This is a genomic window from Paraburkholderia sediminicola (genome assembly GCF_046027355.1).
Lineage (GTDB): Bacteria > Pseudomonadota > Gammaproteobacteria > Burkholderiales > Burkholderiaceae > Paraburkholderia > Paraburkholderia sediminicola_B.
Genome location: NZ_JAQQEK010000007.1, coordinates 334,177 through 354,454, shown reverse-complemented (window position 1 = coordinate 354,454; position 20,278 = coordinate 334,177). Strand labels below are relative to the sequence as shown.

The following is a 20,278-nucleotide window of genomic DNA, read 5'->3' as shown; positions in this document are numbered from 1 at the left end:
GCTTCACACCGCTAACTCTTAAGCGGGGCCCTCGCGCAGTCGCGGTAGTGGCGCATCTGGAATCCGTGCCCTCGCACATTCAGCGCTCGTGACACAGCAGTCATACATCCCGCCTCGCGCTTCGCGCTCGCCGGTATGGTCTGCATGGCAACCAGTGGCTTCGTTTGGGTGCGGTGGGGCCCGTCGGCTTCGCCTCGGCAATGCCACGAAACGGCCGGTGGTTTTTTAAAGCGCTCCACGCGCCTATTGCGTCTCGCACTCCATCAGGGCGCCGTCGGGCGCAAGAAATGGCCAGTAGTTTTTGAAGGCGCCCGAACGCTTCTCCCGCTCCAAAAGAAATGGCGTCAGGCGCACGAATTGGTCACGCACTTCACTAACCATTTGCTGCGGTTTTTGCGGAAGTTTCTTGGGCGCCGTAGTCTTGTACTCCAGCAGAAGTTTGGGCAATTTCGGAAATGATATCCGCGCGCGCGTTTTAGCTTGTTCGGGTGATCACTCGCAGCGCGATATGTTTAAACTCGTTTCGTCGTGTACTTCACGACAAACAGGTTTCGCAGCCTGCATCACACAGAACCCGCATGCTTGCACGAGCAAGTGCGCGGCTGCCTTTGCACGCCTGATTCCAATGGGCGGGCCTTGGCGGGGGAGCCTTACGGCTCGCCGGTTCTTGGTTCTGTGTGCCGGTCTGCGAATCCCGTCAATGTGCCCGCTCACCACCGCGCTAGCGTGTGTTGGGCGATCCAGATAAGTTTCAGGGAGATCGCGCCATGAGTAAATCTGTCAAGCATTCACGAACCGCGTCGCGCCCACCCGTTGACGCGCTTCAATACGAGAAACTCGCGCTGTCCGCTTTCGGATTGATTGAGCGGCAATTGAGCCAGTTGGAAAAACTGGTCACACTTGTGGCATCGATAGTTAGGAGTCCGGCTGTGACGCGCGAAGAGAGACATCGCCAGCGAAGATTGCTGGAGCTGTTGCTCGACACCGGCGAGGACTACCAGCGCGAAGTCGAGATTGATCGTGAGCTATATCAGGTGATTGCGCTGGACGCGAAGGGAATTCCTCAAAGCCGCATCACAGCGCGCCACGCAGCGGACGTTCTGGAAAAAGCCACGCGGACGGCATCGGAAAGCCGCGAACATATTGGCGCAACTAGAACGATGCAGAGCAAGCCGATCCGCTTCAAGACGATCGCGCGAACAACAGCGACGGCGCATTGAGACATTCGCGGCACGGCGACGGCGTATTGGCAAAAAATTGGCGTCGCGGTGACGTCGCATTGACGGACACTGGCGGCGCTGTGACACCGCATTTGGGGAGACGCATGGCAGATGCGGTTGCGGACTGAAAGCGGCACGCGGTACCGCGTCGCAACCGCGACAAAGGCGGAACCCTTGCGCCTTTGTTGTGTGAGGGGCGGGCACGATTCAAAGCGCGTGGGGTCTTACTCGCGAACGAGCGCCATTTGAAACGCAAGAGCAATCCGACGAGAAAATTGCTTCAGAACCAGAAGCCGCTGAGGGCATTTCACCGAGGCGAAGCCGACGGCCCCCACCGTGCCTAAACGAAGCCACTGATTTCCGAGCAGGCCGTTCCGGCGAGCGCGCAGCGCGAGGCGGGAAGTATGACTGCTGTGTCACAAGTGCGGAATGTGCGAGAGCACAGATTCCAGATGCACCGCTACCGCAACTGTGCGAGGGACCCGCTTAAGAGTTAGCGGTTTGAGCCGCTTTCTCTTGCTTACTTCTCTTTGCGGCGGCAAAGAGAAGTAAGTGCCGCCCCGCACAGGGGCAACGCTAATAGACCACAAAGAATTCAAGGAAAGGCCAACACCGACAGCACACAGAAAAAAACACTTGCCGAGCAGGCACCAACCCTCAAAGCGCCGCAGGCAAATTAGTCACCTTAGCATTCCGAAGATAAAGCAAAGTAGAAAGTCCAACGCCTCCAGCAGCGGCAACAGCGGCAAAAAGAAACACCGACCCATACCCAAACTCACCGGCGATATACCCGGCCAACGGCCCAGTAATCCCAAGCGAGAGATCGAGAAACACGGAGTACGCCGACAAAGCCGCCCCTCGACTAGCCGGCGGCACGAGCCCCACAGCCTCGACCCCGAGAGCCGGAAACACCAACGCAAACCCAAACCCGGTCAAAGCCGCGCCAGCGAGTGCGATATGAGGCTCAGGCGCCAACCACAACATCAACAAACCCGCGCATTCAAACGAAAACGAAGCAATCGCGACCCGAAACCCACCGTAGGTCTTAATCGTATTGGCAAACAACAACCGCGCCCCAATGAACAACGTCCCGAACACCGTCAACGACAACGCCGCATTCGGCCAATGCTTAGCCGCATAAAACAGCGTAATAAAAGTAGCAATCGACCCAAACCCGGCAGAGCCAAGCGCCAACCCAATCCCATGCGGCAACACCCGCGTGAACACGCTCCGATACGACATCCGCTCGCCGTGCACGATCGGCACCGGCGCAATGGGACGAGCGAGATAAAAGCCGAGCGCCGCCAGCAGAATCACCAGAACTCCCAACGCGGCAAACCCGACCGTATGCTCAATCGCCACGCCCAGCGGCGCGCCGACCGCCAGCGCGCCATACGTCGCTATACCGTTCCACGAGATCACCCGCGCATTGTTACTCGTGCCCACCCGGCCGATGCCCCACAGAATCGCGCCCGTGCCGCACAGGCTCTCGCCGAACCCCAACACAAGACGGCTGCACACCAGCAACCCAAGGCTCAGCACCGGCCAGCGTCCGCACAGCACAGCCAGCAACAACAAAACCCCGCTTGCACCACAACCCAGCAAACCAATCGAAACGGTCCGCTTTGGCCCCAACGTATCCGCGGAACGGCCGGCGAGCGGCCGCGACGCCAACGTCGCCAGGTACTGCACGCTGATTGCCGCACCCGCCAGCACGGCGCTGTAACCGAGGTCGTCGTGGACGTAGCCCGGCAACACCGCAAGCGGAATTCCGATCGTCAGATAGCAAAGAAACGTGAAAAAGACGACCGGAATGATCTGCATGGTCGTCGCAAATTCGCTGCGAGGTGTCGCTGAGTCGGTGGACATGGGGAAAACGAGACTTGAATTCGGCGGGAAGGCGTGATTTTCCCATGGAACCGGTTTTCTTGCAGGACTTGCTTAATAATTCATCCGACAAAAAGCCGTTCCGGGAACCATATAGTGGTCCGTTTTTGCCCCGGTAATGCCCAATTTTTCAGCACGGCCAGCCAAAACGCCAGGATCTGTCTTGTCCGTTAGTCGGCATAAAATAGAAAAACACGGCAAAAAGTCGTAATCACCATAAGCCAACCGTCTCCCAAACCCATCTCGATATCTTTTCGCGGATATGTCCCGCATGCGATCCGAGCTATGGGTTGTATTTATTGACGGTGATAGTTTTCGAACCATCACTGCTGCACGTCCCCACGGACATAGAACATTCGAGAGTAACGAGACATGACTGAGCCGATTCGCTTCTACCACCGCAACGCGATCCGCGAGATCAAGGACGCGCCCGTCACCCGCACCGTCCTGCAATATCTGCGCGAAGACGCGCATTGCACGGGCACCAAGGAAGGCTGCGCCGAAGGCGATTGCGGCGCGTGCACGGTCGTGATCGGCGAACGTAACGAGGCGGGCGGCGTCGACTTCAAGGCGGTCAACGCCTGCATCCAGTTCGTGCCGACGCTCGACGGCAAAGCGCTCTATACCGTCGAAGACCTGCGCCAGCCGGACGGCTCGCTGCATCCGGTGCAGGAAGCGATGGTCGAGTGCCACGGCTCGCAGTGCGGTTTCTGCACGCCGGGCTTCGTCATGTCGATGTGGTCGCTGTACGAAAAGCACGGTCACGAACATAGCTGCGCGAACAAGACCGTGCCGTCGCGTGAAGCGATCAGCAACGCGCTGACCGGCAACCTGTGCCGCTGCACGGGCTATCGTCCGATCGTCGACGCCGCCGTGCGCATGTTCGAAGCGCCCGCGCCGAAAGCGCCGGTCAACATCGAAGCGCTGTCGAAAACACTCGCCACGCTCGAGCGCAAGGACACGTTCCACTATCAGCACGCCGGCCAGCAGTTCGCCGCGCCGCGCACGGTCGAGGCGCTCGCCAGGATCAAGGAAGCCGAACCGGCCACGCGTATTCTCGCCGGCAGCACGGACATCGGGCTGTGGGTCACCAAGATGATGCGCGACCTCGGCAACATCGTGTATGTCGGGCAGATCGCCGAATTGCAGAAGCTCGAAACCAACGACGAATGGATCGAGATCGGCGCGGGTGTGAGCGTCGAAAAGGCCTACACGGAAATCGTCAAGCAGTACCCGGAACTGTTCGAAATGCAGCAACGCTTCGCGTCGCTGCCGATTCGCAATGCCGGCACGCTCGGCGGCAATATCGCCAACGGTTCGCCGATCGGCGATTCGATGCCGGGCCTGATCGCCCTCGGCGCGCGCGTGATCGTGCGTGGCGGCGAGATCGAGCGCGAAATGCCGCTCGAAGACCTATACCTCGCGTATCAGAAGAAGGATATGGCGGAGCATGAGTTCGTCGTCGGCCTGAAAGTGCCGTCGCGCAACGGCGTACGCAAGAACCTGCAGTTCCGCACGTACAAGCTGTCCAAGCGCTTCGATTCGGATATTTCGGCCGTGTGCGCCGCGTTCTCGTTCATCGCTGATGGCAACGTGATCCGCGAGCCGCGCATCGCATTCGGCGGCATGGCCGCCACGTCCAAGCGCGCGACGCACGCCGAAGCCGTGCTGCGCGACGCCGAATGGCACGAAGCCACCGCGCAGGCCGCGATGCTCGCGCTCGGCAACGACTACGCGCCGCTGTCGGACATGCGCGCGACCAGCAACTACCGCCTCGAATCGGCGAAGAATACGCTGTACCGCTTCTGGCTCGAGACGCGCCCGAACAATCCGCTGCCGAAGAGCGCGCTGGATGTGCGCGCGGTCGCAGCGGCCTGCGCGCCTGCAAGCGTCTAAGCAGAAGCCCAACGGATACGGAGAACACACACAATGAATCAGCACGCCGAACCGTTCCTGAAAGACCTCAAGGAGCTCGACGACTTCACCCAGGTCCACGTCTCGCGTCCGCACGAGTCCGCGCATCTGCACGTGAGCGGCCGCGCCACCTACACCGACGACATTCCGACGCTCGCCGGCACGCTGCACGCCGCGCTCGGCCTGTCGTCGAAAGCGCATGCGAAGATCGTCTCGATGTCGCTCGACAAGGTGCGCGCCACGCCGGGCGTGGTCGCGATCTTTACCGCCGACGACATCCCGGGCGTCAACGACGTCGGCCCGATCATCCACGGCGACGATCCGATTCTCGCCGACGGCCTCGTGCAATACATCGGTCAGCCGATCTTCATCGTGGTCGCGACGTCGCATGAAACCGCGCGTCTCGCGGCGCGCCGCGCCGAAATCGTCTACGAGGAACTGCCCGCGATTCTGACGGCGCAACAGGCGCGCGCCGCGAACCAGCACGTGCTGCCGCCGATGAAACTCGCGCGCGGCGAGGCGGACACCAAGATCGCCCGCGCCGCGCGTCGCGAAGCTGGCGAAATGTTGCTCGGCGGCCAGGAGCAGTTCTATCTGGAAGGCCAGATTTCGTACGCGGTGCCGAAGGACGACGACGGCATGCACGTCTATTGTTCGACGCAGCACCCGACCGAAATGCAGCACATGGTCGCGCATGCGTTGGGCGTGGCGTCGCACAACGTGCTGATCGAATGCCGCCGCATGGGCGGCGGTTTCGGCGGCAAGGAATCGCAATCGGGTCTGTTCGCCTGCTGCGCGGCGCTCGCCGCATGGAAGCTGCTGTGCCCGGTGAAACTGCGTCCGGACCGCGACGACGACATGATGGTCACGGGCAAGCGCCACGATTTCCACTACACGTATGAAGTCGGCTACGACGACAAGGGCGTGATCGACGGCGTGACGGTCGACATGACCTCGCGCTGCGGTTTCTCCGCCGACCTGTCCGGCCCGGTGATGACGCGCGCGCTGTGCCACTTCGACAACGCGTACTGGCTCTCCGACGTGACGATCGACGGCTTCTGCGGCAAGACCAACACGCAGTCGAATACGGCGTTCCGCGGCTTCGGCGGTCCGCAAGGCGCGTTCGCGATCGAATACATCATGGACAACGTCGCGCGCTCGGTGGGTGAAGACTCGCTCGACGTGCGCCGTCGCAATCTGTACGGCAAGACCGAACGCAATCAGACGCCGTACGGTCAGATCGTCGAAGACAACGTGATTCACGAACTGATCGACGAACTCGAAGCGACCAGCGAATACCGCGCGCGCCGCGCGGCGATCAACGAGTTCAACGCCAACAACGCAATATTGAAGAAGGGCATGGCGCTGACGCCGGTCAAGTTCGGCATCGCGTTCAACGTGACCCACTTCAATCAGGCCGGCGCGCTCGTGCACATCTACACCGACGGTTCGGTGCTGGTGAACCACGGCGGCACCGAAATGGGCCAGGGCTTGAACACGAAGGTCGCGCAAGTCGTCGCGCATGAACTGGGCATTGGTTTCAACCGCATTCGCGTCACGGCGACCGACACCAGCAAGATCGCCAATACGTCGGCGACGGCAGCTTCGACGGGTTCCGATCTGAACGGCAAGGCCGCGCAGGACGCCGCGCGCCAGTTGCGCGAACGTCTGTCGGCGTTTGCCGCCGAGCGTTTCGGCGGGGGGCAGGTAAGCGCGTCGGAAGTGCGCTTCGTGCATGACCGCGTGGTGGTGGGCGACGCCATCGTGCCGTTCGAAGAAGTGATCGCGAAGGCTTACGTCGCGCGTATCCAACTCTGGTCGGACGGTTTCTACGCGACGCCGAAGCTCTATTGGGATCAATCGAAGCTGCAAGGCCGGCCGTTCTACTACTACTCGTACGGCGCGGCCGTGTCGGAAGTGGTGATCGACACGCTGACCGGCGAAATGCGCGTGCTGCGCGCGGACGCGTTGCATGACGTAGGCGCGTCGTTGAATCCTGCGCTCGACGTTGGCCAAGTGGAAGGCGCGTTCATTCAAGGCATGGGCTGGCTTACGACCGAAGAACTGTGGTGGAACGCGGGCGGCAAGCTGATGACGCATGCGCCGTCCACCTACAAGATTCCGACGGTCAACGATACGCCGCCCGACTTCCGCGTGCGTCTCTTCAAGAACCGCAACGCGGAGGACAGCATCCATCGCTCGAAGGCGACCGGCGAACCGCCGCTGCTGCTGCCGTTCTCGGTGTTCTTCGCCGTGCGCGACGCAGTGTCGGCGGTCGGCGACCATAAGGTCAATCCGCCGCTGAATGCGCCGGCGACCAGCGAGGAAATCCTCAAGGCGGTCGGCGCGGTGCGTGCTGCGACCGCAGCACTGCGGCAATCAGCGTAGCAATGGACCGGGAAAGAAGCGCGTGAACAACACACTCACTGGAATGATCGCCATGAACGATTTTTCATCCGTTCAGATCGGCCGACGCAGCGCCGTGCAGACGCCGCGTCCGGCACCGATGCATATCGTGCTGTTCGGCGCGGGGCACGTTGGGCATGCGCTCATCAAGCTGCTCGGCAGCTTGCCGTGCGTCGTCCAGTGGGTCGACGAGCGCGACGAACTGTTCCCCGACGAAACGCCCGCCAACGTGCAGATCGAAGCGACCGACACGCCGGACGCGATCGTCGATACGGCGCCGCCCGGCGCGTACTTTCTCGTGATGACGCATAACCACGCGCTCGATTTCTCGCTCGCTGCCCGCATCATGCGGCGGCGCGATTTCACCTACTTCGGCATGATCGGTTCGAAGACGAAGCGCGTGAAATTCGAGCGTCGTTTGCTCGATCGTGGCGTGGATCTGGACCGGCTCGTGGAGATGACGTGTCCGATCGGCGTGGCCGGTATCGTCGATAAGGCGCCTTCGGCGATCGCCGTGGCGGTGTGCGCGGAGTTGCTGCAGATTCGCACGCGGCAGGTCGTGGCGCAACTCGCAACGCAGCAGCTCTGCGCGAGTGTCTGAACAATAGAAGTAAGTCAAGACGAAGGCGCTCAACCGGCGCCCGTCAAACCTCAAACCCAAACGTCAGCCCATTGCGGCTGACGTTTCCTTTTTGGGCGTCCGTTTCGCGCGCCGCACCTTCTGCGCGACCAGCGTATCCGACACTTGAGACATCAGCGTACGCAGCCAGCCGACATCGCTCGGCCGGTCCGGCTGCGGATGCCAGAGTTGGTAGCACTTGATGCGCGGAAACGGAATCGGCACGTCGACCACCGCGAGCGGCAGCATGTCCGCATAGTGCATCGCGAAGCGGCGCGTCGTCGTGAAGATCAGATCGGATTGCAGCAGCGTTTGCGGCACCAGCCCGAAGTAGGGCAGCGTGGCGACGATGCGTCGCTCGGCGCGCGCCCGCGCGAAGCCGATGTCGATGGCGCCGCTGCTCGCGCCGCTATACGCCGTCGGCGCGAGATGCGGCGCGGCGAGATACGCCTCGCGCGTCAACGGCATGCGCGTCAGCGGATGATCGGCGCGCATCATGCACACGACCGTGTCGGAGAACAGATCGCTGCGTTCGAAACGCGCATCGGGCTTCGGCCAGTTGCCGATCACCAGATCGAGTTCACCTGCATCGAGCGCGGCGGAATGATCGAGCATCGGGCTCAGCGAATCGATCTCCAGCCGAGCATGTGGCGCCGCCTCGCGAAACTGCGCGATCACCGTCGGCATGAAGAAGTCGTTCAGATAATCCGGCGCGGCCACGCGAAACGTGCGGCGCGAGCGGCCGGGATCGAAGTCGCCATGCGGCGTCGCGACGAAGTCCACTTCGCGCAGCACGCGTTGCGCGGAAGCCAGCAGCGATTCACCGTATTCGGTCGGCACCATGCCCGACTTGCCGCGCACGAGGATCGGGTCGTTCAGCGTCTCGCGCAGTTTGCGCAGCGCGGTGCTGATGGCAGGCTGGGTCTGATTCAGACGCAACGCGGTCTGCGTGACGCTGCGCTCGACCAGCAGCGTGCGCAGCACGCGCACGAGCCAGATATCGAGGGAGGCGGCAGTGTCGTCCATGGTTTAAGCGAGGCGGGGCAAGCGGATCGGATCCGATGAGGCGTCGTACGGAGCCGCCCGCGAGCGTCTCGCGAGAGCGGAGCGCCAACGCGCACGGCGCGAAGGTCATAACCTTAGGCCCGTTTGCGGTGTAGCGGCATAGCGGGCACGGTATGGCCGGCATCAGCAAGGCTGTTTTGCCGTAACAAATCCGCGCAAGCGCCGTGGAACGCGCGTTTCGCCCGCTATACGCTTACGTATCGCCTACGGTTGAATGTCCGCGAGCCCCGACGGCAACGAACTAATCCGTTTGACTTCTCTCGATTCGAGCCAGTTCGGCGTGCGCGCGCAGTACAGCACCATGGGCAACGCGTCCTCACCCCAGAACAATTGATCGTTCAGAAAGAAGGTCGGCACGCCGTAGACGCCGAGGCCGATCGCATCCGCCGTATTGCGCTGCAATTGCGCCAGCACGGCTGCGCTTCTGATGATCTCCGGACCGTCGGGCATGCCGACGCGGTCGCACAACTCGGCGAAGGCTTCGTCGGTGGACGGATCGCGGCCTTCACGCCAGATGAAACGGAAAATCTCGCGCACGAAGTTGATGTCGCCGTTCGCCGCGGTGGCGAGCAGCAACGGCTTCATGGAATCGAAGGGATGCGCCGGCGGCATCTTGTACGGGATGCCGAGTTGCTCCGCGCGAAACAGCGCGTGCCGGTACAGGAAGGTGCGCTTCGAGGGCACGCCGTAAGCCGGCCGCTGTCCCCAGTGACGATACAGATCGTTCAGTACGACCGGCGTGAACACGAAGTCGAAGCCCGGCCATTTGTCGTGCTGCTCCAGCAACAGGTAGGTAAACGGCGAGACAAAGTCGTAAAACCACAGCGGTTGCCTGGCGTCGATGCCAACGGTCATAAATGTCTCCCGAATTGCCTGTTCCGCACGGCGCGTCTGCTGGACCGTCGGAATTGTAATGATCTTACGCGGTGCAGCCGCGGCTTGCACCCGTCAATATGGTTTTGCGTCGTTGTCGTCGCGCGTTTCGCCGATTTCGGCCGCTTCGTTCGCGGCGCGCGGCGTGGGTCCGGCGCCTGCTTCGCCCGCACCGTTCTCCGCGCTTTCCGCTTCGTTGGCGGCCTCGTCGCGCTGGGCGTCGCGGGCCTGCATGAGCCGCTGGCGCACGAAGCCGATATGCTCGCGCAGCACGTAGAACTGATCCGCATAGGCGAGCGGCATCTTCAGACCGTTGACCGACTCCTCGATCGCGTCGAGCCGCTCGATCAGCGAGGCGCGCTCGGCGGGCGAATGGTCGCTGAGCGCGCTGCGTTCGATCGCGATCAGCGCGCCGTACCAGCGATAGATGCGCGATTTCACCCGCCATGCATACAGCGACGGCACCAGACGCAAGGCGGGCACCAGCAACACGATCAGCGGCACCACGACCACCAGCAGCCGGTCGGCGAGACTCGCGAGCCAGAACGGCAGGATCCGGTAAAGGAAGCTCTTGCCCGACTTGTAGTAGCGGGCGGCGTCGTCGCTGATCGGGAAATCGTGCGCGAGCGGCGCGGGGAATTCGCCGGCGCGCTGCATGATGTTCGCCTTGCCGTGCACCTCGCGGGCGGCTTCGATCAACAGGTCGGAAAGCGCGGGATGCAGCGAGTCGCGCGCCACCAGCTCGGCGGTCGGCGCCACCATATGAATCGGCGCGGACGGCAGATTCTTGCCGAGGTCGAACGCCCCCATCGGCATCTCGAGTTGCGTCAGGTAGGGAAAGCGGCGCGTGTACGCATCGGCTTGCGAGAAGTCGTAGAACTGCACGTTCGGCGTGCGGTAGAGCTTACCCATCACCGCGGGTTGCGCCGAATCGCCGGCGAGGAACGCCGCGTCGACCTTGCCGGAGACGAGTGCCTCGGCGGCGTCGTCGCCGGAAAGCGGCAGGAGTTTGGTCGCGCCGCCCGGCACGATGCCGTTGGCCTTGAGCAGCGCGAGCGCCAGTTCGCGCGTGCCGCTGCCTTCGGCGCCGACCGCGAGCCGCTGGCCCTTGAACTCGGAAAGCCGCGTGACGGTCGGCCCGTGATAGAAGATCGCCAGCGGCACATAGGCCACGCTGCCGAGCGACATCAGCCCGTCGGACGCCGCGCCGGGCGCGACGCCGTCCTGCACGAAGGCGACATCGACGTCCGATTTCGGGTCCGACAGCCGCTTGAGATTCTGCAGCGAGCCTTCCGACGACAGCACGTTCAGCGTGATGCGGTTGCGCGCCAGGATCGTTTTGTACTTTTGCGCCGCTGTCCAGAAGGTGCTGCCTTCCGGGCCGGCGCTAATGGTTAGCGTGCTGGGTGGCGCGGGCTGGATCAGCCGCACGGCGACCCAGATCGCGACGGCGGCGATTAGCAGGATCGGCCCGAACGAGACCGCGAGATCGCGCCAGGAGATCGCGACAAAACGGGCGACGAGACGAGGAGGGCTTTTGCGGCCGGTGGCTGGCTTCATCGGATGACGTGACGGCTACGGTCGAAAGTGAACAGGAACGGCGCTCTGCGGCGCGCGAATCGGTGCGAAGCACGCGCGGCTTGCGGGCCCTGCTGCCGCGAAGGGCGTGCGAGCCGCGCGGCAGCTTGCGTCGCGCCGATGGTACCTGAGATTCACCGCACGGCGGAACGCGCGGCGGCGGCCAGCGCCGACAAACCCGTAACAAATCGTGAATGTGGCGTGACAGCCCGTGCGCCTGACGCGATTCGCATCTCGAGCGTCTCGAGTATGACTAAACGCGACTAAACCCTTTGCGCTTCTGGCCCGGCTAGATTAAATTGTGCATCGCTGCCGCGAACAGATGTTTGCGCGGCGCGACCCGGCACGACACACAAGAACCGGGCGCGTCGGCGGACTTCGCGGCTTGCCGGTTTCGTACCGCACTGCATGCCTGTCATCGCAGGCGGCAACGGCAACCGGCCTCTCTCGCCTCTCGCACATCGTGTTACAGCCATAGTCGGCCGTTGCTCGGCCGCGCCTTGTCGTGCGCGCCCAGCATGGCTGCCGGTAGTCGTAACGAAGCCGCTTGTGTATGCGGTCCAATGTGAAGCTAAGGAGAAGAAAAGCTATGAAATCGGTCGGTTTTCTGAAAACGCTGGGCTCGGTTGTGGCAATGGTGGTGGCGTGCAATGTGTACGCTCAGGCAAGCGACGCAACGGCAACCGGCACGACCGCCGCGCCGGCTGCCAGCGCCAAGGCGACCAAGAAGGCGAATAGCCAGCTGGGCCGCAAGGTGCGTGGCGCGTTGGCCAAGACACAAGGCGTCGACGTGTCGAACATCGCCGTGCGTGCTCGTGGCGGCGCGGTGACGCTCACGGGTTCGGTGCCTGACCAAGGCCAGATCGACGCTGCCGGCCAGGCCGCCAAGGGCGTCGCGGGCGTGACGTCGGTGTCGAACAAGCTGACCGTCGTGCAGCAGTAAGCAGGCTGCGACACCTGGCGCGGGCGGTTCACGCCGTCATGCGCCATCGTGATGCAGACGCGCACCAAGGTTCCGGCAAAAAACCGGAGCCTTTTTTTATTTAATTTGGCGATTATTGAAGCGGCGATGATAGGGCTCAGCCGTTCCGAACGGGACGGCGGCGCGGCCACGGTCAGTCTGTGCGCTGTGACACACTGCTGACGCGTTGCGAAGCGTACTGTGATGAGTAGGGAACCGGAGTCAACGCCATGGAAACCCCGCTTTTGCGCTATACCGATCTGCCCATCGGCGATCGGGCGGCTTTCGAACTGGTGTGCGCGCGGCACGGTTTTGCGCCGGCGCATTTCGACATCAGTGCCGCCGCGGATCCGAGCGACGCGGCGCACGAGCGCCTCGTCACCGTGCGGCGCGGCGGCTGGGCGCAGTCCTATCACGATCGTCACGGTCAATGGATCCGGCAGTTCGAAGCCGATCTGACCTGCCGGTTCTTCAAGTAGCCGCTGGACGTTCGCGCCGGCGTGCGTCGATATCCTTAAGGCGGTTTCAGGCCAGCACGAGGCGTACGCCGACTAGCGTGAGCGTGGCGGCGAGCAGGTTGCGCAGCAGCGCGTCCGGCGCGCGTGCGGACAGATAGCTGCCAATCGCGATGCCCGGCAGCGATCCCACCAGCAACGACAGCAGCATCGACCAGTCGATCGAGCCCAGCAGCCAGTGGCCGGCGCCCGCCAGCAGGGTGAGCGGCACCGCGTGCGCGATGTCCGACCCGACAATGCGCGTGGTCGGCAGCAGCGGATACAGCAGCAACAACACCGTCACGCCGATCGCGCCCGCCCCGACCGAGGTCAGCGACACCAGCACGCCGAGCACCGCGCCGGTCAGCATGGTCAGCGCGAGCGTGCGTCCCTGACGCGGCGTGCGCTGTTTGCGCGCGCCGAGCGCCGCGAGTTGCGGACGAAACACTAGCGCCACCGCCGTCACCAGCAACGCCGCGCCGAGCACGACCTGAATCAGCCGGCTTGCGCCCGGCGTGTCCATGCCATAACGATGCAGCAGGATCAGCGTGATGGTGGCGGCCGGCACGCTGCCGGCGGCGAGGCGCAGGGTGATCTGCCAGTCGACGGAGCCCTTCAGGCCGTGCACGAGCGTGCCGGTCGCCTTGGTGGCCGCCGCGTACAGCAGGTCGGTGCCGACCGCGGTGGCCGGATGCACGTTGAACAGCAGGACCAGGATCGGCGTCATCAGCGAGCCGCCGCCGACGCCCGTCAGTCCGACCAGAAAGCCGACGAACAGGCCGGAGACGGAGTACAGCAGATCGATGTGGGGAAGTGCCATTGAGCGGACCGCTGGCGGTCGGGTGGGTTGGACGGGTTATAGGCGGCAAGGCCGGCGCGCCTGCCTTCGACAGTCGATGGAGGGCGGCGGCAAGACCGCCGTGGCGCGGCGAAAGCCGCTATTGTCGCAAAACTGCCGCGTTTGCGTACGAAGCGGTCTGCATACGGTCAATCAACGCCAGCACCTCGGGCCGGCTCTCGCCTTTCGCATGAACGAAGTAGTAGGTGAGCGGCGAGGCGACTTCATGGCGGCTCACACGCACGAGGCCGCTGCGCTGCAGATAGGCGTCGGCGAGCGGCACGCGGGCCAGCGCCACGCCGAGACCCGCTTCCGCGGCGGCCAGCACCAGCGTGTAGTCTTCGAAGCGCCGGTCCTGCGCGCGAGGTTTCAACGGCATGTCCAGCGCATCGAACCATGCGCGCCAGCCTGTCACATCCGAGTCGTGCAGCAGCGGCAAATCCAGCAGCGCCGCGTCGCCGCGCTTATGCCGCTGCTTCGCCAGTTGCGCGGCCAGTGCGGGATGCGCCACCGGATACAGTTTCTCCGGCAGGAACGGCTTGACCTCGAGCTGACGCCAGTTGCCGCGCCCGTAGCGGATGGCCAGGTCCGCGTCGCCGCTGACGATGTCCACGTTGCGGTGGCCGATGTCGAGCTGGATACGCAGCGCCGGCGCCTCGGTTTCGAACGCCGCCTGGCGCTCGAAGAACCACAGCTTGGCGAACGCGGGCACCACGCTTAGCTTGACCAGTTGCGGGCTGCGCGGCGAGCGCCATTGGTCCGCCGCGCTGTCGATAATGCCGAAAGCCTGCTCGATCCGGCCGACAAAACGCTGCCCGTCCGGTGTCAGCCGCACGCCGCGCGCATGGCGTTCGAACAGCGTCATGCCAAGCCAGTTTTCAACCGCGGCGACTCGTCGGCTAATCGCGCCGTGCGTGAGGCCGGCGGCTTCCGCGGCGGCGAGGAACGAGCCTTCGCGGGCCACGTGACAGACGGTTTCGAGGCTGGCGAGCGGCGGCCGCGCGGACGCGGCGGGTGGCAAGGTGTGAGCCATATTCACATCACGGTGTTCATTTGTGTTCTAGCTTAGCAGCTCATGCCAAGGCACGATCGTGGCATGAATACACTGACTTCGCCTCGTCCCTCGCGCTTTGCGCGTCAGCCGCTGTTGGCGGCGGGGGCGGTTGCCTTCACGATTGTGTCGTGGGCATCCGCTTTTCCATTCATTCGCATCGGCTTGCAGGGCTTGCCGCCTTTGCAACTGGCGTCGGCGCGATTCGCTACCGCGGCGCTGCTGGTGCTCGCGTGGCTCGCCTACCGGCGGCCGCGTCTGCCGACATGGTCCGACAGCCTGCGCTTCGCTTTGTGCGGTTTTCTCGGTATCGCGCTCTACAACGCGCTGCTCAATACCGGTGAAAAGACCGTGGCCGCGGGTGCGGCGAGTTTCATCGTCAATACGCTGCCGATTTTTACGGCGCTGCTGGCGGCCGCGGTGCTCGGCGAGCGTTTCAACCGATGGGGATGGCTCGGGTCGCTGATAAGCCTGGCGGGTATCGCCGTGATTGCGCGCGGGCAGCCGGGCGGCCTGACGCTCGGTGCGGGCAGTACCTTGATTCTTGGCGCCGCGCTGTGTTCCGCGAGTTACTTCGTGCTGCAGCGGCGTCTGATTCCGGTCTACGGCGCGCTGACCTGCACCGCCTACACCTTACTGGCCGGAGCGCTGCTGCTAACGCCCTGGCTGCCGGGCGCGTTGCATTCGCTCGTCGGCGCGCCGCACGGCACGCTGCAGGCCGTGCTAGTGCTCGGTGTGTTTCCGGCGGCGCTCGGTTATGCGACGTGGACCTTCGCGCTCGGTCATTTCGGCGCGGCGCGCGCGGCCAATTTTCTCTATCTGACGCCCGCCGTGGCGACAGCCTTGTCCGCGCTGCTGACCGGCGAGCGTCCGGGGCTCGCGACGCTATGCGGTGGCTTGCTGGCGATTGCAGGAGTGGTGGTGGTGGCGTTGCGCGGGCGCTCGTGAGACTGAGGCCACAGCCGCCGATGCAATCGCGGCGCTAGCACGTGGCGTGGTGCGGCGACGCCCGTTCAAAGTGCCCGGCGAATTTCCACGACGCCGAACGCCGCCAGCGTGAATCCGACGATCCGGTCGATGGCAACACGCAGTTTGCTGCCGATTGCATGGCGCGCGAGCGACACCACCGTCACGAGGAAACACCACCACGCGATCGAGCCGCAAAACACGCCGCCCACGGTGGTCAGTGCAATGCTCGATGAAAACGCGCCACGCGGCGCAAGCGTTGTGAACAGCGCGGCGAACATGATGACCGTTTGCGGATTGGTCAGCGTGAGCAGCAATGAACTCGCATAGGCGCGCAGCGCGCCGGCGCGGCCCACTTGCGCGAGCTTGCCGTTGTCCTGGTCGCCGCCGTTTGCAGCGTCGGCGGGTGCTTTCTGCAGCAGCGTACGCACGCCCAGATACAACAGGAACAACCCCGCGAGCAGATGCAAGGGCCGGTCGTACGCGAGCATGAACTGCGAGATGCTGACGAGGCCGAGCGCCGCGATCAGACCATAGGCGGCGTCGCCGGTTGCGATGCCGAAGCCGATGGCGAGCCCGGCGCGCGGACCGCCGGTCAGCGTGCGACGGATGCACAGCATGCCCATCGGGCCGACCGGCGCGGCGATCGCGAGGCCGACGCCCGCGGCGGTGAGGAAGAGACTGGTGGTGGACATGGCTATCTTTGGTCGATTGTTCTGGTTCGTGCCGCGATTCGCATGTTGAGGAGATACTCGCGGCCGGCAAGGTCCTCAGCATAGCCAGACCGGAAAAGTCGGGCAAGTGCAGGCGTGATCGCAGGTTCAGGCGGTTCACGCGGTTCAAGCGGTTCGAGCAGCCCAAGCGGCCAAGTGATCCATGCGGCCCAAGCGGCCCGCTCGGCTCGAGCAGTTCAAGCAACCCAGCAACCCCAGCAACCCCAGCAACTCCCGCGGTGGATACCCTGAGACGGCCTCAGCCGCCGTCATCGTGGGGCATAATTTTCCCACTTCGAACCTAGGGAGCACGCCCGCTCATGTGGCAGATCGATCAGGTCACCTTGCGCTTGTTCATTGCCGTCTGCGAGGAAGGCACGATCGCGCGCGCGGCCGAACGGGAGTTCATCGCGCCGTCGGCGGTCAGCAAACGGCTCGCGGATCTCGAGGCGCTGGTCGATGTCGCGTTGCTCTCGCGCAGCCAGCGCGGCGTGCGCGCGACCGCCGCCGGCGAGGCGTTGCTGCGGCACGCGCGGCTCATCATGCGCGGCCACGAACGCTTGCAGGCCGAACTCAGCGAATACGCGGCCGGCGCGCGCGGCCATGTGCGGGTGCTGGCGAACGTGTCGTCGATGGTGGAGTTTCTGCCCGAGGCGCTCTCGGCGTTTCTGAAGGCGAACCCGCGGATTCGCGTGGACGTTGAAGAGCGCGTGAGCGCGGAAATCGTGCGAGGTCTGGAAGAGGGCGTCGCCGATCTCGGCATCTGCCGCGACGTCGTGCCGATGGGCAGTCTCGACACGCTGCCCTATCGCGCCGATCATCTCGCGCTGATCGTGCCGCGCGACCATCCGCTGGCGGGCGAGGCCTCGATCAGCTTCGAGCAGACGCTGGCCTTTGACCACCTCGGACTCTCATCGAATGCGTCGGTGAATGCGCTGATGCAGCGCATCGCGGTGGAGAAGGGCCGCGAGCTCAACTATCGCACCTACGTGTCGACGTTCGATGCCGCCTATCGTTTCATCCAGGCCGGCCTCGCCGTCGCGATCCTGCCGCGCGAAGCGCTGCCCCGTCACGCCGCCGATGAATACGGCATCATGGCCGTGCCCTTGCACGAAGCCTGGGCCGAACGGCGCTTCGTGATTTGCATGCGTGACCGTCAGGCGCTGACGCTCGCGGCGTCGCATCTGCTCGATCATCTGCTGAACGCGGTCTGAGGCCGAGTCTAAAAACCGCGTCGCGATTTTTCCGTCACACCCTCTGAAAAGCCCTTAAGCGTTTTCCCTTTGCGACGGCTCACGTCCGTCCCGCTTGCCTGAGCCGCCATCGCGAGCGGCGATGGAGTGCGTCGCCAACGCAGACTTTCCCGCGCGCCGATGCGCGGGCACGCTGTCACTCAGTTGCTTCCTTCCCCGCATTCTCCGCGGCATTCAAGACCGGGATTCAAGACCATGAGTGATACCCAGGAGCGCGTCGTCGTGACCGAAGTCGGTATGCGAGACGGTCTGCAAAGCATCGCCCGCACGATGCCCACCGCGTTCAAACGGCGTTGGATCGACGCCGCCTATGCCGCCGGCGTGCGCCATATGGAAGTCGCCTCCTTCGTGCCGGCGAAGCTGCTGCCGCAGATGGCCGACGCCGACGAAGTCATCGCCCACGCGCTCACCTACGACGATCTGATCGTGACTGCGCTGGTGCCGAATCTGAAGGGCGCGCAACGCGCGCTCGAAGCCGGCGTGCATCGGATCGTCGCGCCGATTTCGGTGAGCGCCGCGCATAGCCTCGCGAACGTGCGCAAGACGCCTTCACAAATGATCGAGGCGTTCGCGGCAATGCGCGAGTTGATCGACGGCGCGGCGCATGCCGACGCGCGGCGCGTCGAACTGATCGCCGGTTTGTCGACGGTCTTCGGCTGCACGCTGCAAGGTGCGGTGCCGTACGCGGATATCGCCGCGATCGCCCGCGCCGCGGTGCAAGCGGGCGCCGATGTGATCGCGCTCGGCGACACTACCGGCGAAGCGACGCCGCGCCAGGTCGGCGAGATCATCGAGCTGGTGCGCGACGTGGCGGGCGGCAAGCTGCGCTCGCTGCATTTCCACGACACGCGCGGCCTCGGTCTCGCCAACACGCTGGTCGCGCTGCAACACGGCATCCGCGAATTCGACGCGTCGCTGGCCGGCCTCGGCGGCTGTCCGCATGCGCCGGGCGCGACCGGCAACGTCAACACCGAAGACCTAGTGTTCATGCTCGACAGCATGGGCTACGCGACCGGCATCGACCTCGACCGTCTGCTCGCGTCGCGCGCCGTGCTCGCCGACGCCTTGCCCGGCGAACCGCTCTACGGCTATCTGGCACGCGCCGGCTTGCCGAAGCAGTTCAGCGCCGCCCGTCAACGTTTCGAATCCTCCGACTCGCAGGTACTGCAATGAATCCGCTTTCCTCTACTTCAGCCGCTGCTTCTTCCGTGCCGCAGCCGGGCGCGCTGCCGCTCGCGGGCATTCGCGTGATCGAGTTGTCGCATATGGTGATGGGCCCGACCTGCGGGATGATTCTCGGCGATCTCGGCGCCGAAGTGATCAAGGTCGAGCCGCCGCGCGGCGACGGCACGCGCCGTTTGCTCGGCACCGGCGCGGGCTTTTTCCGCACCTTCAATCGCAACAAGAAGAGCGTGGCACTCGACCTCGATAGCGAAGCCGGACTGGCCGCGCTGCACAAGCTGGTCGACACCGCGGACGTGTTCGTCGAGAACTTCAAACCGGGCCGCATGGCGAGCCTCGGTCTCGATTACGCGTCGCTGCGCGAGCGAAATCCGAAGCTCATCTACGTCTCGCACAAGGGCTTCCTGAACGGTCCGTATGAACACCGTCTCGCGCTCGATGAGGTCGTGCAGATGATGGCCGGCCTCGCCTACATGACCGGACCGGTGGGCCGTCCGCTGCGCGCGGGCAGTTCGGTCAACGACATCATGGGCGGCATGTTCGGCGCGATCGGCGTGCTCGCCGCGTTGCACGAACGGCATGCGAGCGGACGCGGCAAGGAAGTGCAGAGCGCGCTGTTCGAGAACTGCGTGCTGCTGTCCGCGCAGCACATGCAGCAGTTCGCCGCGACCGGTGTGCCCGCGGCGCCGATGCCCGAGCGCATCAGCGCATGGGCCGTGTACGACGTGTTCACGCTCGCCAACAACGAGCAGATGTTCATTGCCGCGACCGGCGACGGACAGTGGCGCGCGCTGTGCGCGATTCTCGGTCGCGCGGATCTGTTGGCCGACCCGCGCCTCACCACCAACAACGACCGCGTGCTGGCGCGCGAATGGCTGCTGAAAACGCTCGGCGAAACGCTGAGCCAGTTCGACGGCGCGACGCTGGTGCCGCAGTTCGAGCGCGACCACATTCCGTTCGCGTCGATCACGAAACCCGAAGAGCTATTCGACGATCCGCATCTGAACGAGAGCGGCGGTCTTGCTCGCCTGACACTCGACGACGGCAGCGAAACCAGCATGCCGTTGCTGCCGATTTCACTCGACGGCGCGCGTCTGCAACCGCGTCAACCGATCGCGAAGATCGGCGAGCACACCGCGCAAGTGCTGCGCGATCTGGGCTACGACGAAGCACAGATCGCGGCGCTGGGCGGCAGCTCGAATCAGGCGCCGCGCGAAGCCGCGTGAGGTCGCGCTTGAGGCCGCTGCCTGAGCGCGGC

General features: G+C 64.2%; 18 protein-coding genes. 10 read left to right on the top strand and 8 right to left on the bottom strand.

Features of this window, described 5'->3' with window-relative positions:
* Window positions 1-243: 243 nt before the first annotated feature.
* Complete coding sequence (locus PQR42_RS15345) at window positions 244-447, bottom strand: hypothetical protein (protein WP_408385200.1); 204 nt, start codon at window positions 445-447, stop codon at window positions 244-246.
* A gap of 320 nt (window positions 448-767) precedes the next feature.
* Here PQR42_RS15345 and PQR42_RS15340 point away from each other — a divergent pair, with 320 nt between their 5' ends.
* Window positions 768-1,220 carry a hypothetical protein gene (locus tag PQR42_RS15340; RefSeq protein WP_408385203.1) on the top strand — a complete coding sequence of 151 codons (453 nt, stop codon included), beginning with the start codon at window positions 768-770 and terminating at the stop codon, window positions 1,218-1,220.
* A gap of 657 nt (window positions 1,221-1,877) precedes the next feature.
* Here the strand turns inward: PQR42_RS15340 and PQR42_RS15335 are convergent.
* A complete protein-coding gene (locus PQR42_RS15335; protein WP_408217217.1) occupies window positions 1,878-3,089 on the bottom strand; it encodes an MFS transporter in 1,212 nt (403 codons plus the stop codon).
* A gap of 390 nt (window positions 3,090-3,479) precedes the next feature.
* Between PQR42_RS15335 and xdhA the strand changes: the two genes are divergently transcribed.
* From xdhA to xdhC, 3 genes are read left to right on the top strand one after another with little or no spacing between them, the layout of a single operon-like run.
* The gene (xdhA, locus tag PQR42_RS15330) at window positions 3,480-5,003 is read left to right on the top strand and encodes a xanthine dehydrogenase small subunit (RefSeq protein ID WP_408385205.1); all 1,524 of its coding nucleotides are present in this window, start codon (window positions 3,480-3,482) and stop codon (window positions 5,001-5,003) included.
* Between the two features lie 33 nt (window positions 5,004-5,036).
* Window positions 5,037-7,409: a xanthine dehydrogenase molybdopterin binding subunit gene (gene xdhB / locus PQR42_RS15325; protein WP_408385207.1), complete on the top strand. Its 2,373-nt coding sequence runs from the start codon at window positions 5,037-5,039 to the stop codon at window positions 7,407-7,409.
* A gap of 52 nt (window positions 7,410-7,461) precedes the next feature.
* Entirely contained in the window at window positions 7,462-8,028 is a 567-nt protein-coding gene (xdhC, locus tag PQR42_RS15320) for a xanthine dehydrogenase accessory protein XdhC (protein WP_408315457.1), read from the top strand.
* Between the two features lie 63 nt (window positions 8,029-8,091).
* On the opposite strand, the gene PQR42_RS15315 is transcribed toward xdhC, so the two are convergent.
* The 3 genes from PQR42_RS15315 to PQR42_RS15305 all read right to left on the bottom strand — a co-directional run bounded on the left by PQR42_RS15315 (window position 8,092) and on the right by PQR42_RS15305 (window position 11,544).
* Window positions 8,092-9,072, bottom strand: coding sequence for a LysR substrate-binding domain-containing protein (locus PQR42_RS15315; protein WP_408385209.1), 981 nt, complete (start codon window positions 9,070-9,072; stop codon window positions 8,092-8,094).
* 243 nt (window positions 9,073-9,315) lie between these two features.
* Complete coding sequence (locus PQR42_RS15310; RefSeq protein ID WP_132375948.1) at window positions 9,316-9,966, bottom strand: 2-hydroxychromene-2-carboxylate isomerase; 651 nt, start codon at window positions 9,964-9,966, stop codon at window positions 9,316-9,318.
* A gap of 93 nt (window positions 9,967-10,059) precedes the next feature.
* Window positions 10,060-11,544, bottom strand: a complete 1,485-nt coding sequence (locus PQR42_RS15305) for a TAXI family TRAP transporter solute-binding subunit (protein WP_408385211.1) — start codon at window positions 11,542-11,544, stop codon at window positions 10,060-10,062.
* Between the two features lie 607 nt (window positions 11,545-12,151).
* On the opposite strand from PQR42_RS15305, the gene PQR42_RS15300 reads away from it, so the two are divergent.
* Both PQR42_RS15300 and PQR42_RS15295 read left to right on the top strand, forming a co-directional pair.
* A complete protein-coding gene (locus PQR42_RS15300) occupies window positions 12,152-12,505 on the top strand; it encodes a BON domain-containing protein (RefSeq protein WP_408385213.1) in 354 nt (117 codons plus the stop codon).
* A 248-nt stretch (window positions 12,506-12,753) separates the two neighbouring features.
* Window positions 12,754-13,002 carry a hypothetical protein gene (locus PQR42_RS15295; RefSeq protein WP_408217198.1) on the top strand — a complete coding sequence of 83 codons (249 nt, stop codon included), beginning with the start codon at window positions 12,754-12,756 and terminating at the stop codon, window positions 13,000-13,002.
* 46 nt (window positions 13,003-13,048) lie between these two features.
* On the opposite strand, the gene PQR42_RS15290 is transcribed toward PQR42_RS15295, so the two are convergent.
* On the bottom strand, window positions 13,049-13,837 hold the full coding sequence (locus PQR42_RS15290) for a sulfite exporter TauE/SafE family protein (protein WP_408217195.1): 789 nt from the start codon (window positions 13,835-13,837) through the stop codon (window positions 13,049-13,051).
* A 118-nt stretch (window positions 13,838-13,955) separates the two neighbouring features.
* On the bottom strand, window positions 13,956-14,888 hold the full coding sequence (locus tag PQR42_RS15285; RefSeq protein WP_408385214.1) for a LysR substrate-binding domain-containing protein: 933 nt from the start codon (window positions 14,886-14,888) through the stop codon (window positions 13,956-13,958).
* A gap of 63 nt (window positions 14,889-14,951) precedes the next feature.
* Between PQR42_RS15285 and PQR42_RS15280 the strand changes: the two genes are divergently transcribed.
* The gene (locus PQR42_RS15280) at window positions 14,952-15,854 is read left to right on the top strand and encodes a DMT family transporter (RefSeq protein ID WP_408385217.1); all 903 of its coding nucleotides are present in this window, start codon (window positions 14,952-14,954) and stop codon (window positions 15,852-15,854) included.
* Between the two features lie 65 nt (window positions 15,855-15,919).
* On the opposite strand, the gene PQR42_RS15275 is transcribed toward PQR42_RS15280, so the two are convergent.
* The gene (locus PQR42_RS15275) at window positions 15,920-16,567 is read right to left on the bottom strand and encodes a LysE family translocator (protein ID WP_408217187.1); all 648 of its coding nucleotides are present in this window, start codon (window positions 16,565-16,567) and stop codon (window positions 15,920-15,922) included.
* 338 nt (window positions 16,568-16,905) lie between these two features.
* Between PQR42_RS15275 and PQR42_RS15270 the strand changes: the two genes are divergently transcribed.
* From PQR42_RS15270 to PQR42_RS15260, 3 genes are all read left to right on the top strand, one after another.
* Window positions 16,906-17,799: a LysR family transcriptional regulator gene (locus PQR42_RS15270; protein WP_408385220.1), complete on the top strand. Its 894-nt coding sequence runs from the start codon at window positions 16,906-16,908 to the stop codon at window positions 17,797-17,799.
* Between the two features lie 234 nt (window positions 17,800-18,033).
* Window positions 18,034-19,011 (top strand): hydroxymethylglutaryl-CoA lyase, encoded by a 978-nt coding sequence (locus PQR42_RS15265; protein WP_408385222.1) that lies wholly within the window; start codon window positions 18,034-18,036, stop codon window positions 19,009-19,011.
* Window positions 19,008-20,246, top strand: coding sequence for a CaiB/BaiF CoA transferase family protein (locus PQR42_RS15260; protein ID WP_408385225.1), 1,239 nt, complete (start codon window positions 19,008-19,010; stop codon window positions 20,244-20,246). The genes PQR42_RS15265 and PQR42_RS15260 overlap by 4 nt, the downstream gene beginning before the upstream one ends.
* Window positions 20,247-20,278: the final 32 nt, after the last annotated feature.